The following is a 12,601-nucleotide window of genomic DNA, read 5'->3' on the forward strand; positions in this document are numbered from 1 at the left end:
AGTCGCTATCACATCGCGCCCTTCAGCCGGCACGCAGTGGAGCAGGTCGCGGTGTTGCCGTTTTCGCAGATCTTGCAGGTTCGCACGCACTGATCGAACTCGCGCGGACGGGGACGGCCGGTGGCGCCGGTGGTGCATTGCTTGATCGCGTCAGCCGTTTCTGTGTCGCGCTCGCAAGCCGCGAGTGAGAACGCCAACACCACCATCAGCACGGCTGCCAAGCAGCGCATTGTCCCTCCGCACGGATTGGGCTCGCCAGGGATACGCACGGTCCCAATCCCCGACGCAGCAGCCAGAATCGGATTCCGGGCCCCCGTCCGGGCTTTTCTGTGACATTGGAGGCAAAAAGTGGTTCGAAAGCCGTAAAAACCTGCGTTCTTATTGTAGCAAACTACTGCTTAAATGCCGTCTGAAGGCCGCTAGCGCCGGAGAGATCTCGTCCGAACTTGAATGCCAGGCGAAAACAGGTATTCACGCGCCGGATCGTGCACGCGATCTGAATCGAAAGTCGTGATTAAGAGTTCGCTATGAAAAAACATGATGTTGAAGTGTTCCGCCAAGCTGTTGCCCTCGCCGCGTCGGGCGAGCACTCCGACTGGAAGAGCATTCAGGCCAAGCTTGTGGAAAAAGGTTATCGCCGGGCGCCGGATCTGCTCGACGGCCACAAGATCCGGGCCATCATCGATGCGCAATGCGACATCGGCCGCGCGTCCAAGAAAACCGATAAGAAAGCCGACAAGAAGCACTGAAGAACCACAGGCGTCGCAGCGCTCAATAGTTGCGCCGCCAGAGTTCGACCAGGGCGCCGCCGGCGCCGAACAACGGATCGGCGCCCGGCAGCGGCACCTCCGGGATCGTACGCAAAGCAGCTTTGTGATTCTCCGGCGCTGGCCGGGTGACCTGCATCGTCGGCCCTGGCGGATAGGCACCGACCACCACGAAGTCGTCGCTCGCGGTCAGGCATTGATGTCCGGTGCCGGCCGGCAAGATCACCGCATCACCGGCCGCGATATCGATCGCCGCGCCGTGGTTACCGCCGAACTGCACCCGTGCACGTCCCCGCGCAACGCCAAGCACCTCATGAACCGTCGCATGATAGTGCAGGAAATCATAAATGCCGTTGCGCCACATCGCGCCCCAGCCATTGCCGCCGAACAATTTCTCGATGGTTTCTTCCGGAGATGACGAGCCCATTTCGATCGCGCGGCGATACGCCAGCATCGGCAGCGGATTGTTCGGCACCAGACCGTCGTCGGTGAAGACATAGGTCGTCGGCCTGATGTTACGTGTCGCGCTCATGCGAAAGTCCTGTCCGATCTACACGACAACAGACATGGCGCCCGATTCGTTCCCGCCGGCCTGGAACCATGAAGAAGGCCGCTGCGTCCTCTTGACGCGATGACGGGCGAGCTCAGTGCAGCAAATGCACGCGATCACAATGCATCTGTTATAAATGACTGCGACACTCATCGCACTTTTTCTCGGGGCGGCATGCGAGCGATACGAATACTTCTTATCATCCTTGTCGTGATGCTGAGTTTCCTCGTCATCACTCTCAATCGGCTGCAACTGGCGCCGGGTAACCTGCAGATCGCGGGTTATCTCGTGTGCTTGGTCAATGCGGCGATCGCCATCATGGCGATGCCGAGTTTGGCCTGGGGCGCCTATCTCGTCATCAGCGTCGGTTGCATGGGCCTGTTCGCCGAGCCGACACCGATAACCGCCGCCTGGACGCTTGGTGCCAGGTTGCTCGATTATCTGGCCCGATAACACATGCCGCGTTCAATCGATCGGCACCAGATAAGCGATCGGCAAATCCGGAGAGGCGCGGTTGCGCAGCGTCGCCTGCAACTCATCGACGGTATCGCCATCAGCCGGCCCGACGCGCAATTTGGCCCGGCCGTTCCATAGCGGCACGCCGCCCGACGTCAGCCGTCGCAGTTCGTCGAGCAGCCAGCTCTCGCCCTGCAGTTCGCGCGCCTCGCACGCCGAGTGCGCTTCGAAGGCAAGGATCGGTTTCTGATCAATCTCGAGCACGAATAATTTCGGCGCCGCCACGAAGCGTGGCGGACGCTTTGCAGGCAGCCGCTTGGGGTCCTCGATCGTCATGTCGGCGGTCGACCTATTTCGGCGGCTGCAGCGCTTTGCTTCTGACCCAAGCCTCAACCTGATCCGGTGTCAGCGGCCGTTTGCGCGTTGCCGGTGCGGCAGGACGCGGCATCTGCTCCGGGCGAACACGGAGACCCTGCCCTTGAGAGGAGTAACAGCTGTCTGTCGTGCGCGGATTTTTATCTTCTGATTGATTGGTCATGTCCCGGCCCTTCTGGCTGAACCCGCCCGATTGCCGGAGAGCATACCATGGATCCCGCCCCGCGCACGATATAAGATATTGATTTTATTGATATTATTACTCAAATGGCAACATTCGACATTTAAAGGGAACTTACGCCAGCAATGTGAATTGAGTAGTTTACTCATTCAGCGGTCTTTGAGCGTTTTTCCTCCAACGGCCTTGGAAACCGGAGCTTGATGCCATGAACGACCTCCGCGGAGAGCGACTGCAAATCATGCTTTCACCGGAAGAATTGTCCGTTATCGACGATTTCCGCTTTCAACACCGGATGCCGACCCGCGCTGCGGCGGTTCGCGAGCTGCTCAAGCTCGGCCTCGCCTCCACGGAGAGCAAGACGGGTTCCGGCTTGAAGTCGAGCAGCTACGGCGTTTTCAGCCGCGGGCCTGATGGCCATCGCGACAGCAACGGCGGCACTGAGAATGAGTGATAATGAGTGACGAGCAGAACGACGCTGCTGGGAGCCGTCACTGGCTTCTCTCGATCCACGTTCGTACGGGCATCACCACCTAGGGCGCGAGGTATTGCAGCAGCTTGGGGTCGTCGCGCACGGCTTGCGCGGGCCCCGAAAGCGCCACACGGCCGCGATCGAGCACATAAGCCTGATTGGCGACCCGCAGCGCCAGATCGAGATGCTGCTCGACGATCACGACCGCAATGTCCTTCGCGAGTTCGATCAGCCGCTCGGTAATTTCCTCGATCACGCCGATCCACACGCCTTCAGTGGGCTCGTCCAGCAGCAGCACCTTGGGATCGGACAACAGCGCGCGGGCAACCGCCAGCATCTTGCGCTCACCGCCGGACAGCGTACCTGCGGCCTGGTTCAAACGTTGGCCGAGCTTCGGAAAGATCTGCATCACCCGGTCGAGTGCACCGCTGTCGCGGTTGGTCAGCATTCCCACCGCAAGATTGTCACGCACCGACAGGCGCGCGAACACCGCGTGTTCCTGCGGCACGTAGCCAACCCCCATCCGGATGCGCTGCTCGGTCGGCAGCCGGCCCATATCGCGGGCATCGAGGCTCACCGCACCGCCACGCAACGGCAGCTCGCCAACAATCGCCTTCATCAGCGTGGTCTTGCCGGCGCCGTTGCGGCCGAGAATGGCGACACCGCCGCGCCACGGCACGCTCATCGAGACGCCGAACAGCACCTGGCTGCGGCCGTAACCGGCGTCGAGATTCTGAACGTCGAGGAATTTATCGTCAAGCACGGCGCAGATAAACCTCGTGGACCTTCTGGCTGGACTGGATCTGCTGCACCGACCCGGTGTCGAGCACGCTGCCCTGGTCCAGCACGGTGAGGCGATCGCAGATGTCGCGAATGAAATCGAGATCGTGTTCGACGATCACCAGCGAGCAACGCGCCTTGATCGGCTGCAACAATTCGCCGGTGACGCGGCGCTCCTCCAGGCTCATGCCCCCGGTCGGCTCGTCCAGCAGCAGCAGTTTCGGCTCCGCCGCCAGCGCCATCGCGATCTCCAGCCATTGCTGCTGGCCATGGGAGAGTGCGGACGCCGGATCGTCGGCGCGATCGGCCAGGCGAAATTGTTCAAGCATCGCCATGACGCGATCGTGCAGCGCCCCGCGGCTGCGCGAAAAGATCAATCCAACGAGCGAGGTCTTCGCCTGCAGCGCCAGCAGAATGTTGTCGTAGAGGGTCAACGCCGGCAGCACGCTGGTGATCTGGAATTTGAGACTCATGCCGGCACGGGCCCGCTCGGCCGGCGATACGCCGGTGATGTCGGCACCCGCGAAGCTGATCGTGCCCTTCGTCGGCACCTCGGCGCCGGCCACGCATTTCATCAGCGTGCTCTTGCCGGAGCCGTTCGGCCCGATCAAACCATGGAATTCGTTTTCGGCGACCGTGAGCGCGGCACCGTTCAGAGCAGTCAGCTTGCCAAAGGTTTTGACGATGCCCTGGGCTTCAAGCAGCGCCATCGCAGCCTCCCGCTTCCGAAGCTTTGCCCTGACGGCCGAAACGGCCGACCCGTTCGCGTTCGCCCAGCACCAGGCTGATCAACCCCGCCGGGCGGAACATGATCACAAGCAGCAGCAGCACGCCCAGAATGATCGGCCAGATGTCCTGATAGCTGTTCGAGAGCCAAAAGCTCAGGGCCTCGATGACAATCGTGCCGATGATGGCCCCGATCAACGTGCCGGCGCCGCCGAACAGGACGTACAGCACCACCTGGGTCGACATCACCACGCCAAGCATGTTCGGCCAGACGAAGCCTTCATGGAACGCATAGAGGCTGCCGGCGAGCCCGGCGATGGCACCACCGAGGGCGAACACGATGGCTTTCAGATGCTGGACCTTGTAGCCAAAAAAAGTGATGCGCTGCTCGTTCTCGCGCAGCCCCGCGAGCGCAAGGCCGAACTGCGAGCGCACCAGGAAGCGGCAGAGCAGATAGACCACCAGCAGAAAACCGAGCGCCAGATAATAGAAGGCCGGCCCTTCGGTGAAATCATAGGAGCCGACTGTCATCGGGGGAATCGAAGGAATGCCATTCTGCCCACCGAGATAATACCAGCCCCGTGCCAGTCGATCGGCGGCATAACCACCGGTAAGGGTTCCCAGCGAAACAAAGATCACGCTGGCCGGATGCCGCCCGAGCAGCAGAAAGCCGCCGAGCAGCAGCGCACTCACCAGCCCGATCAGCACGCCGGCCGGCAAGACAACCAGCAGCGAGGCGATGCCGAGATCGCGGGTGATCAGCGCCACGCCATAGCCCGCGGCGCCAAAAAACAACGCCTGGCCGAAACTCATGATGCCGGCATAGCCCCAGACCAGATCGAACGACAGTGCGAACAGGCACAGGATCAGCACCCTTGTCGCATAGACCGTCAGATAGTCCTGCAGCACTAACGGCGCGAGCAGCACGATCATCAGTACCGCGAGTTCGATCAAGGGCAGGATCGCGCGGCGGTGCATGGTGCGGGCGGGCGTGGATGCCGCGAACGAAAGAGGTTGCGATGAGGTGGTTTCGGTCATTGCGAGATCCGACGCGGGTGCGGGAAAGGACGCTGCGCCTCACCACCCACCGTCATGCGCGAGCTTGCCCCGCGCATCCAGCTTTCTGGCAGACGCCGCGAAGGAAGCTGGATTGCCGGGTCAAGCCCGACAATGACGCGGAGTTTGGTGCAACGTGACAACAAACCGAACGCCATCAGCATTCCTTCGGATCCACCAGCCCCGCACTGCGGGCGACCAGCTCGTAGTTGCCGTTCTTCGCCACGGCCGTGTACATCTTCATCTTGCAGTGACGCTGCCCCGGAACCATTTCGGCGGGGCCGCCGGGACCCTCGGCGATCTTGGCGTGGTCGAGCGCCGCCGCCACCGCATCGCGGTCCGCTTTGCCGGCCTCCTTGACGGCCGCCTCCCACAACTTCAGGCCGCGATAGGTGCCGGTTGCAGCACTGCCGGCCGCGAACAGGAAGGTGCCGGGAAACTGCTTGTCGTATGCGGCCTGGATCTTGGCACTGACCGGATCCTCCGGCACCAATGCCTTGAAGTAGTCGAGGCAGCTCGCCAGCCCCTCGATCTCGTTCGGTTGATTGATGCCGAGCGTGTTCTCGTCATAATAGACGCAGGCGAGCCGGCCGCCGTTCTTGAGAAAGCCCGCTTCATAAAGCTGCTTGAAGAACGGGCCGACACCGGGCGGGATCACGGTGTTGAAGACGACGTCGACCTTGTTGGAGATGATACGGTTGACGGTCGCGGAAAAATCGATCTGGTCCAGCGGATAGTATTCCTCGAACACCACCTCGCCGCCGCTCGCCTCGATAACTTTGCGGGCGTAGGTGTTCAACGTGTGCGGCCAGACATAGTTGGCGCTCGGCAGCGCGAACCTCTTGCCGCCATTCTTCACCAGCCATGGAATGAACTCATCGCACTGCTGCGCCGGCGTCGGCCCGGTGCAGAACAGATGCGGCGTGCACTCCTTGCCCTCGTAGAGCTGCGGATAGATATAGAGCGTCTTGCCGCGTGCGACGATGACGTCCTTGATGGCGTTGCGCATCGAACTGGTGATGCCGCCGAGCACGACGTCAACTTTGTCGCGCTGGATCAGCTTGCGCACATTACCGACCGCGACCGACTCGTTCGATGCGGTGTCTTCGATCAGCAGCTCCAGCGGTCGTCCCAGCAGGCCACCGCCATCGTTGATCTCCTTCACCACCATGCGCGCCACATTGGCGTCGGCATTGCCGGCGTAGCCGATCGGACCGGTGAGATCCGTCGCAATACCTACCTTGATCGGCCCCGCCGCGGCATTGGCCCAGTCGGGGCTGATCACCCAGCTTCCGGCGCCGGTGGCGATCGCAGCGCTGGCGAAGGCGAAATTGCCGAGGAACCGGCGGCGATTGAGCTCACGCTTGTCGTTGAACATCGGATTAGACCCCTCTTCCCGATACAAGGCCCTGCGGCCGGAATTTGATGAAGATGATGGCGAGCACGAACACCAGCACATCGGCGACCACCGGCGACATCACCCAAGGCAATGCGGCGCTCAGCGTACCGATCAACCCTGCGCCGGCGACAGGCCCGGCGAACGATCCGATGCCGCCGACCATCACGGCGACGAAGCCCTGAATGAGAAAGCGAATGCCGAGATCGGCGAACAGCGAGAATACCGGCACAATCAGTGCACCGGCAAGCCCCGCAAGGGCCGCGCCAAACGCGAAGGTCGCGCTGTAAATCATGGGCGTGGAAATGCCGGACGCACGGGCCAGCGCAGGATTCTCCAGCGACGCGCGGATCCGCAGGCCGAACGAGGTATGCGCCAAGAGCGCGTAGCTGCCGGCCATCACCAGCGCCGTGATCACAATGATCACGCAACGCCAGGTGGAAAAATGAAGGGCGCCGAGGGTGAGCGAACCGCCGACCGGCTCCGGCACCGAAATGTAGAGCCCGCCGATCAAACCACGCACGACTTCCCGGATGATCAATCCCAGCGCATAGGTGCCGAGCATGGCGACAATGGGCGCGGCATAGAAACGGCGCACGACGAGGCGCTCCAGCACAAATCCGAGCGCACCAACCGCGAAGGGAGCGGCCACCATGCCGAGCCAGACCGGCAGACCGGCGGTGTGGGCGAGATACGTCACATAAGCGCCGAGCAGCACGAACTCGCCCTGGGCGAAATTGAAGATGCCCATCATGCTGGCGATGATGCCGAGCCCGAGCACGACCAGAACCACGATTGCGCCGAAGCTCAGGATCTCGAACAGGGCGATGAAGAGGCTATCCATGGAAACTCAATTCATGTGCCTTGGGCCCTCCCCTCATCCTGAGGAGCCCGCGAAGCGGGCGTCTCAAAGGATGAGGCCGAGGCATTGAGAGAATCCGAACCCAGCCTCATGGTTCGAGACGGCGCTGCGCGCCTCCTCACCATGAGGGTCGGGCTCAGAGGCAACAAGATGTCGGAGCAAATTTTCACCCTCACATCTTCTTCCAGTCGCCGGCCTGCTCGAAGGCATGCGCGGCGCGGTAGATGGTCATCTCGTCAAAATGCTTGCCGATCAGCATCAGCCCGACCGGAAGCCCGTCGACCATGCCGCAGGGCAGCGACATCGCCGGGTGATGAGTGATGTCGAACGGCGCGGTGTTGGAGATCATTTCCAGCGCGCGGGCGATCACCTCCTCACGCGGCGCGCCCGGTGCCGGCAGTTTGGTCGCCTTCATGGGCGTGGTCGGCATCAGCAGCAGGTCGTAGCTCGCCAGCGCCTTGTCATAGGCGGCGGTGAGCCGGCGGGAGATATTCAGCGCCTTGCCGTAGTAGCGCGGGCCGAAATTGTTGTTGATGTAGGTGCCGATCATCAAGAACAGCTTGGTCGTTTCCGACAGCGAATCCGCCTGACGGCGCCAGCCGCGATGGGCTTCCATCAGTGATGTTGAATAGAGATCGCCGCGGCTGAGCCCATAGCCGTCGCCCCACATCATGGTCGCGGTCAGACCTTCAGTGCCGATCGGCGTCCAGATCGCGGGACCCGCGAGATGCATCGGAATCGAGACTTCCTCGACCACAGCGCCCAGGTCCTTCAGCCGCTTGACGGCCTCGCGCACGCTTTCGTTGACGGCAGCCTCCGCCGTCGCCTGCTCGAAGCCTTCTTTCACCACGCCGATCTTCAAGCCCTTGATGTCGCCGGTCAGCGCCTTGGTGTAATCCTGCACCTTGGGCGATTTGATGCGGGGGTCGTAACCGTCATCGCCGGCAATCACCTCCAGCAGCAGCGCATTGTCCTCCACCGTCGCCGTCATCGGGCCGGTGTGGTCGACATAGACCTCGATCGGCATGATGCCGGTGTAGGGGACGAGCCCCCAGGTCGGCTTCATGCCGTAGGTGCCGCAGAACGACGACGGCATGCGGATCGAACCGCCCTGGTCACCACCGATCGCCATGTCGACTTCGCCAAGCGCCACCACAACACCGCTGCCCGACGACGAACCGCCAGCGGAGTAGCCCATCTTGTGCGGATTGTGCACCGCCCCGGTGGAATTGGTGTGGCTGCCGCCGGACAGGCAGAAGTGTTCGCAATGCACCTTGCCCATGATCTCGGCGCCAGCATCGAGCATGCGGGTGACGATGGTGGCGTCGAAGTCCGGCACATAACCTTCGAGCGTCGAGGAGCCGTTCATCATCGGCACGCCGGCCAGCATGATGTTGTCCTTCAGCGCCACGGTCTTGCCCTTCAGCTTGCCGCTTGAGGCGCCCTTCACGCTCGACTTGTAGTACCAGGCGTTGCGCGGATTTTCGTCGGGCCCCGGGCGATAGCCGGGCGTGCGCGGATACTTCACCGCGGGGATTTCGTCAGGCATCGACGCGATGGCGTTGTAGGCATCGATCGAACCCTGCATCAGACCGCGGAACGAGCCGACGTCATCGTCGGTCAGCGACAGGCCGCACTGGTCGGCGATGGCACGCAGTTGATCGGGCGTGGGAAGCGTGACGGTCACGGGCGTTCTCCTGATGGCTTTTTGCGAAACGATGGAGTGCAGACACCCGGGGTCGTCCCGCCGCATGGGATACGGACGGCTGGAGGCAGACAGCAACTTTCGAACGCCCCGGCGGCGTGTCTCCAAATAGAAACGGAAATATTTTCCTTTTCAAGCATTATTTTGTGACAGAACGCCGGATCAACGACAAAAGGCAGCGCTGACGCACGGGCAGCGCCCTCGCGTAGGCCCAAAAAGACCAGACACGCCGCGACAAATGTCCGCTTCGCACCGAGTCAGAACCGCTTGATGACCTGGAAATCCAGCCCCGAGGCCTGCGCCAGATAAATCGGCATCCGCGCGCCGCCGTTTCGGATCACGATCTCGCCGCGAGCGGCGCGGTAGGAAATGTTCTTCGCCGCCGCCTGCAGCGGCCGGCCCGCGAGCGATCCGGCAGAACCGGCGATCGTTTCGAGGAACTTCAATCCCTCGTAATTCGACTGCGCCACCGAGCCGACCGGCGGCGCGGCACGGCCGAACGCATCCTCGTACTGGGTGTGAAACGCATCATTGTCCCTGGATGCGATATCCGAGAAATAGCCTGACGAACAATACAGGTTTTCGGAGTTGTCGGCGCCGATACCCAGCAGCACGGTTTCGTCCATGGCGCCGACGAACCGCAGCATCTTCCGCGCCAGGCCGTGCTCGGCAAAAGCGCGGTTGAAAAGGATGCTGTTGGTGCCGATCAGGGACACCAGCACCACATCGGGCTTGGCCTTCTTGATGCGGGCGAGATGCTCGTCATGATCATGCAGTCCCATCGGCACGAACTCTTCGCCGACCACCTGCCCGCCGGCTTGCGCGATGTAGCGCTTGATAGCGCGGTGCGACAGCCAGGGCCAGACATAGTCGCTGCCGATCAGGTACCAGCGTTTGGCGCGTTTGACCTCGGACAGCCACTGGATCGCCGGGCGCGACTGGCCGCGCGGGGTCTCTCCGATCGCCATCACCCCGGGCGTGCGTTCGCCCCCCTCATAGACCGGCGTGTAGATATAGGGCACGCGACCGGCGATGACCTTGCGCAGCGCCACCCGCACGGCGCTGATGTGCGACCCCATGATGATATCGGCATCGTCACCTGCGACGATCTCGGAGGCTTTATCGACGACGTCATCGATATCGCCGCCCGTATCGTGAAACGTCACCTCGATTTCGCGGCCCAAGATGCCGCCGCGCCGATTGATCTCGGAAACCGCCAGCAAGGTGGCATTGATCGACGCAGGCCCCCAGATGCCCGGCGTTCCAGACAGGCCGATGAAGTTGGCAACGCGAAGCTTGCCGCGGTCCCTGCGAGCCCGCAGCAGTCCGAAATCCGGGGCGTCGGCAAGGCCGCTGATTGCCGAAAAATCAGGCAGCTGCTTCATCAGGCCGGGCGGCATCGGCAGGCCACCGGGTGTCGCGGTCCACCTCATTCCGGCCGACATGGATGAGAGCACGCGCACTTTCTCTCCGTTTTCCCGGCTTATTGCGACCTCAACAGGCCACCACCGCGGGGCCGGCATGTGACCAAGGAATATCGTAAGGGAAAATATTGAAACTTCAACAATTGCCGTGCATATAGAACCGGCATGTCGTGCCGAAGATTCATCAGGGCTGACGCACGGCGCGCCGAGAACGCTTGATCATCAACAACTCTGCATTGTGAAGTCCGAACCGTGGCCAAATCTCCTTCGCGCATCGCAGCAGCGCGCGACATCCCGATCACCGAGCATCTCGCCTACCTGCTGGCGCAGGCGAGCCGCGAGATCAACCGGCAGCTCGAGGCGCGCCTGCGCCAGGAAGGCGTGCCGGTGGAGCAGTGGCGCATCCTGAAGGTGCTGTCTGACGGCAGCGGCCGCTCGATGGGTGAACTGGCCGATGCGGTGCTACTCAATCATCCGACCCTGACCAAGATGATCGACCGCATGGTGTCTGACTCGCTGGTCTATCGCGCCCAGGATGCCGACGACCGCCGCAAGGTGCTGATGTATGCCTCCGACCGCGGCAAGGCGCTGACCCAGCGGCTGAACTCGCTGGCGCAAAGCCAGGAAGCCTTCATCGCCGAGAGCTACGGAAACCGCGCCACCGCGGAATTGAAACGACTGCTGGAAAACCTGGTCGACAGCGCCACGCCCGTCGGGTGACGGCCGTATTCAAGATCCCTCGACAGCTCACAACAAAATGCCCGGCACGAGGCCGGGCGAGTCGTTGCAGGGAGGATCGATCACTCACACACGCGCAGAACTCAATACTTGGCGACGACCGGGCCGCCGAACTTGTAGTTGATGCCGGCGCGGACAATGTGTTCCTGGGTCTTCCAGTCATAGCCGACCTGGAACGGCGGCAACGCAATGGTGGGATTGGCAATGGCGGACTGGCTGCCGAGATCGAGATAAAGATACTCGAGCTTCGCCGACCAGTTCTGCGTGAACGCCCATTCGGCGCCGGCGCCGGCGGTCCAGCCGACCTTGGTCTTGCCGAAGGCCGCGGGATACGACGCGGTGCCGGTCGGCCTGAAATCGGTGATCGCAGAGTAGTCAACGTGACCATAGGCGAGACCGCCGGTTGCGTAGAGCAACAGCCGATCTATCGGCGAGAAGCCTAAACGACCGCGCACGGTCCCGAACCACGTCAACTTCTCGGTTGACTGCAGGGAGGATCCGGCACCAAACGGCGTCCCGTTGTTCTGAATGATCGGAGACAGGAGCGCCGTGCCTTTGATATCCGCGCCCTGAATATCCGCTTCGAGGCCCCAGACGAACCGGTTAACTTGCCAGTTGAAGCCAATCTGCCCGCCTCCGATCACGCCCTTCGGATCAGGCGACAGCGTGGTCGGCGCGAGGTTGATAAACTGTGCTGCAGTGGGCAGCGGCGTCACCTGCGTGTCGGCATTACCCCAGCCATAACCGACGTTGCCGCCGATGTAGAAGCCCGTCCAATTGTAGATGGGCTCGGCGATCACCGGCGGCGCCTTGGTGTAGGGCCGCGCGGCGAGATCGGCCGCGGAGGCAGAGACGATACCGGCGAATGCAAAAGCAGTCGTGAGCAGAACCTTTTTCATGACAACCCTAATGCTTCTGAAAAGATGGATTCAACAATTGACTTGCAGCGAACTGTACGGGCGAAAGCTGCACAAGTCTGTGTGCTGCGGGTCACACCGGCCGAGTTCCGTATAGGTCCAGCATGCGCTAACGACATCAAACATGCGCAGGCTGCATCATTCGATGTCGGAAACCGGACATAAGCAGCCACAACGCTCTGCAACTGCTGCACGTGCG

At 62.0% G+C, this 12,601-nt stretch carries 16 protein-coding genes; 4 read left to right on the forward strand and 12 right to left on the reverse strand.

Annotated elements, in window-relative coordinates; genetic code table 11:
- Positions 1 to 8: 8 nt before the first annotated feature.
- A complete protein-coding gene (locus tag RS897_RS00425; protein ID WP_315834657.1) occupies positions 9 to 230 on the reverse strand; it encodes a hypothetical protein in 222 nt (73 codons plus the stop codon).
- A 297-nt stretch (positions 231 to 527) separates the two neighbouring features.
- Here RS897_RS00425 and RS897_RS00430 point away from each other — a divergent pair, with 297 nt between their 5' ends.
- Positions 528 to 749, forward strand: a complete 222-nt coding sequence (locus RS897_RS00430) for a hypothetical protein (RefSeq protein WP_315834658.1) — start codon at positions 528 to 530, stop codon at positions 747 to 749.
- A gap of 22 nt (positions 750 to 771) precedes the next feature.
- Here the strand turns inward: RS897_RS00430 and RS897_RS00435 are convergent, their stop codons facing one another.
- The gene (locus tag RS897_RS00435) at positions 772 to 1,299 is read right to left on the reverse strand and encodes a hypothetical protein (RefSeq protein WP_315834659.1); all 528 of its coding nucleotides are present in this window, start codon (positions 1,297 to 1,299) and stop codon (positions 772 to 774) included.
- A gap of 192 nt (positions 1,300 to 1,491) precedes the next feature.
- Between RS897_RS00435 and RS897_RS00440 the strand changes: the two genes are divergently transcribed.
- On the forward strand, positions 1,492 to 1,770 hold the full coding sequence (locus RS897_RS00440) for a hypothetical protein (RefSeq protein WP_315834660.1): 279 nt from the start codon (positions 1,492 to 1,494) through the stop codon (positions 1,768 to 1,770).
- Between the two features lie 12 nt (positions 1,771 to 1,782).
- Here the strand turns inward: RS897_RS00440 and RS897_RS00445 are convergent, their stop codons facing one another.
- Entirely contained in the window at positions 1,783 to 2,109 is a 327-nt protein-coding gene (locus RS897_RS00445; protein WP_315834661.1) for a hypothetical protein, read from the reverse strand.
- A 425-nt stretch (positions 2,110 to 2,534) separates the two neighbouring features.
- On the opposite strand from RS897_RS00445, the gene RS897_RS00450 reads away from it, so the two are divergent.
- Entirely contained in the window at positions 2,535 to 2,780 is a 246-nt protein-coding gene (locus RS897_RS00450) for a hypothetical protein (protein ID WP_315834662.1), read from the forward strand.
- Between the two features lie 79 nt (positions 2,781 to 2,859).
- On the opposite strand, the gene RS897_RS00455 is transcribed toward RS897_RS00450, so the two are convergent.
- The 8 genes from RS897_RS00455 to RS897_RS00490 all read right to left on the reverse strand — a co-directional run bounded on the left by RS897_RS00455 (position 2,860) and on the right by RS897_RS00490 (position 10,756).
- Complete coding sequence (locus RS897_RS00455; RefSeq protein WP_315834663.1) at positions 2,860 to 3,561, reverse strand: ABC transporter ATP-binding protein; 702 nt, start codon at positions 3,559 to 3,561, stop codon at positions 2,860 to 2,862.
- Positions 3,554 to 4,288 (reverse strand): ABC transporter ATP-binding protein, encoded by a 735-nt coding sequence (locus RS897_RS00460; protein ID WP_315834664.1) that lies wholly within the window; start codon positions 4,286 to 4,288, stop codon positions 3,554 to 3,556. Before RS897_RS00460 ends, RS897_RS00455 begins: the two co-directional genes overlap by 8 nt.
- Positions 4,275 to 5,282 (reverse strand): branched-chain amino acid ABC transporter permease, encoded by a 1,008-nt coding sequence (locus tag RS897_RS00465; RefSeq protein WP_315838928.1) that lies wholly within the window; start codon positions 5,280 to 5,282, stop codon positions 4,275 to 4,277. The genes RS897_RS00460 and RS897_RS00465 overlap by 14 nt, the downstream gene beginning before the upstream one ends.
- Positions 5,283 to 5,338: 56 nt before the next feature.
- Positions 5,339 to 5,524 carry a hypothetical protein gene (locus tag RS897_RS00470; RefSeq protein WP_315834665.1) on the reverse strand — a complete coding sequence of 62 codons (186 nt, stop codon included), beginning with the start codon at positions 5,522 to 5,524 and terminating at the stop codon, positions 5,339 to 5,341.
- Positions 5,518 to 6,738 (reverse strand): substrate-binding protein, encoded by a 1,221-nt coding sequence (locus RS897_RS00475; protein ID WP_315834666.1) that lies wholly within the window; start codon positions 6,736 to 6,738, stop codon positions 5,518 to 5,520. The genes RS897_RS00470 and RS897_RS00475 overlap by 7 nt, the downstream gene beginning before the upstream one ends.
- Positions 6,739 to 6,742: 4 nt before the next feature.
- Complete coding sequence (locus tag RS897_RS00480) at positions 6,743 to 7,600, reverse strand: branched-chain amino acid ABC transporter permease (RefSeq protein ID WP_315834667.1); 858 nt, start codon at positions 7,598 to 7,600, stop codon at positions 6,743 to 6,745.
- Between the two features lie 190 nt (positions 7,601 to 7,790).
- The gene (locus RS897_RS00485; protein ID WP_315834668.1) at positions 7,791 to 9,305 is read right to left on the reverse strand and encodes an amidase; all 1,515 of its coding nucleotides are present in this window, start codon (positions 9,303 to 9,305) and stop codon (positions 7,791 to 7,793) included.
- A 275-nt stretch (positions 9,306 to 9,580) separates the two neighbouring features.
- On the reverse strand, positions 9,581 to 10,756 hold the full coding sequence (locus tag RS897_RS00490; RefSeq protein ID WP_407654606.1) for a substrate-binding domain-containing protein: 1,176 nt from the start codon (positions 10,754 to 10,756) through the stop codon (positions 9,581 to 9,583).
- Between the two features lie 243 nt (positions 10,757 to 10,999).
- Here RS897_RS00490 and RS897_RS00495 point away from each other — a divergent pair, with 243 nt between their 5' ends.
- Positions 11,000 to 11,467, forward strand: a complete 468-nt coding sequence (locus tag RS897_RS00495) for a MarR family winged helix-turn-helix transcriptional regulator (protein ID WP_315834669.1) — start codon at positions 11,000 to 11,002, stop codon at positions 11,465 to 11,467.
- A 101-nt stretch (positions 11,468 to 11,568) separates the two neighbouring features.
- On the opposite strand, the gene RS897_RS00500 is transcribed toward RS897_RS00495, so the two are convergent.
- Complete coding sequence (locus tag RS897_RS00500) at positions 11,569 to 12,384, reverse strand: outer membrane protein (RefSeq protein ID WP_315834670.1); 816 nt, start codon at positions 12,382 to 12,384, stop codon at positions 11,569 to 11,571.
- Between the last annotated feature and the right edge of the window lie 217 nt (positions 12,385 to 12,601).

The sequence above is a fragment of the Bradyrhizobium prioriisuperbiae genome (assembly GCF_032397745.1).
GTDB classification, from domain to species: domain Bacteria; phylum Pseudomonadota; class Alphaproteobacteria; order Rhizobiales; family Xanthobacteraceae; genus Bradyrhizobium_A; species Bradyrhizobium_A prioriisuperbiae.

Bases quoted from the DNA above. Each gene is read 5' to 3' on its own strand.
- RS897_RS00440 (WP_315834660.1), top strand. From the start codon at position 1,492: ATGCGAGCGATACGAATACTTCTTATCATCCTTGTCGTGATGCTGAGT.
- RS897_RS00490 (WP_407654606.1), bottom strand. From the start codon at position 10,756: ATGAGGTGGACCGCGACACCCGGTGGCCTGCCGATGCCGCCCGGCCTG.
- RS897_RS00465 (WP_315838928.1), bottom strand. From the start codon at position 5,282: ATGCACCGCCGCGCGATCCTGCCCTTGATCGAACTCGCGGTACTGATG.
- RS897_RS00435 (WP_315834659.1), bottom strand. From the start codon at position 1,299: ATGAGCGCGACACGTAACATCAGGCCGACGACCTATGTCTTCACCGAC.
- RS897_RS00470 (WP_315834665.1), bottom strand. From the start codon at position 5,524: ATGCTGATGGCGTTCGGTTTGTTGTCACGTTGCACCAAACTCCGCGTC.
- RS897_RS00450 (WP_315834662.1), top strand. From the start codon at position 2,535: ATGAACGACCTCCGCGGAGAGCGACTGCAAATCATGCTTTCACCGGAA.
- RS897_RS00500 (WP_315834670.1), bottom strand. From the start codon at position 12,384: ATGAAAAAGGTTCTGCTCACGACTGCTTTTGCATTCGCCGGTATCGTC.
- RS897_RS00480 (WP_315834667.1), bottom strand. From the start codon at position 7,600: ATGGATAGCCTCTTCATCGCCCTGTTCGAGATCCTGAGCTTCGGCGCA.
- RS897_RS00460 (WP_315834664.1), bottom strand. From the start codon at position 4,288: ATGGCGCTGCTTGAAGCCCAGGGCATCGTCAAAACCTTTGGCAAGCTG.
- RS897_RS00430 (WP_315834658.1), top strand. From the start codon at position 528: ATGAAAAAACATGATGTTGAAGTGTTCCGCCAAGCTGTTGCCCTCGCC.
- RS897_RS00475 (WP_315834666.1), bottom strand. From the start codon at position 6,738: ATGTTCAACGACAAGCGTGAGCTCAATCGCCGCCGGTTCCTCGGCAAT.
- RS897_RS00445 (WP_315834661.1), bottom strand. From the start codon at position 2,109: ATGACGATCGAGGACCCCAAGCGGCTGCCTGCAAAGCGTCCGCCACGC.
- RS897_RS00425 (WP_315834657.1), bottom strand. From the start codon at position 230: ATGCGCTGCTTGGCAGCCGTGCTGATGGTGGTGTTGGCGTTCTCACTC.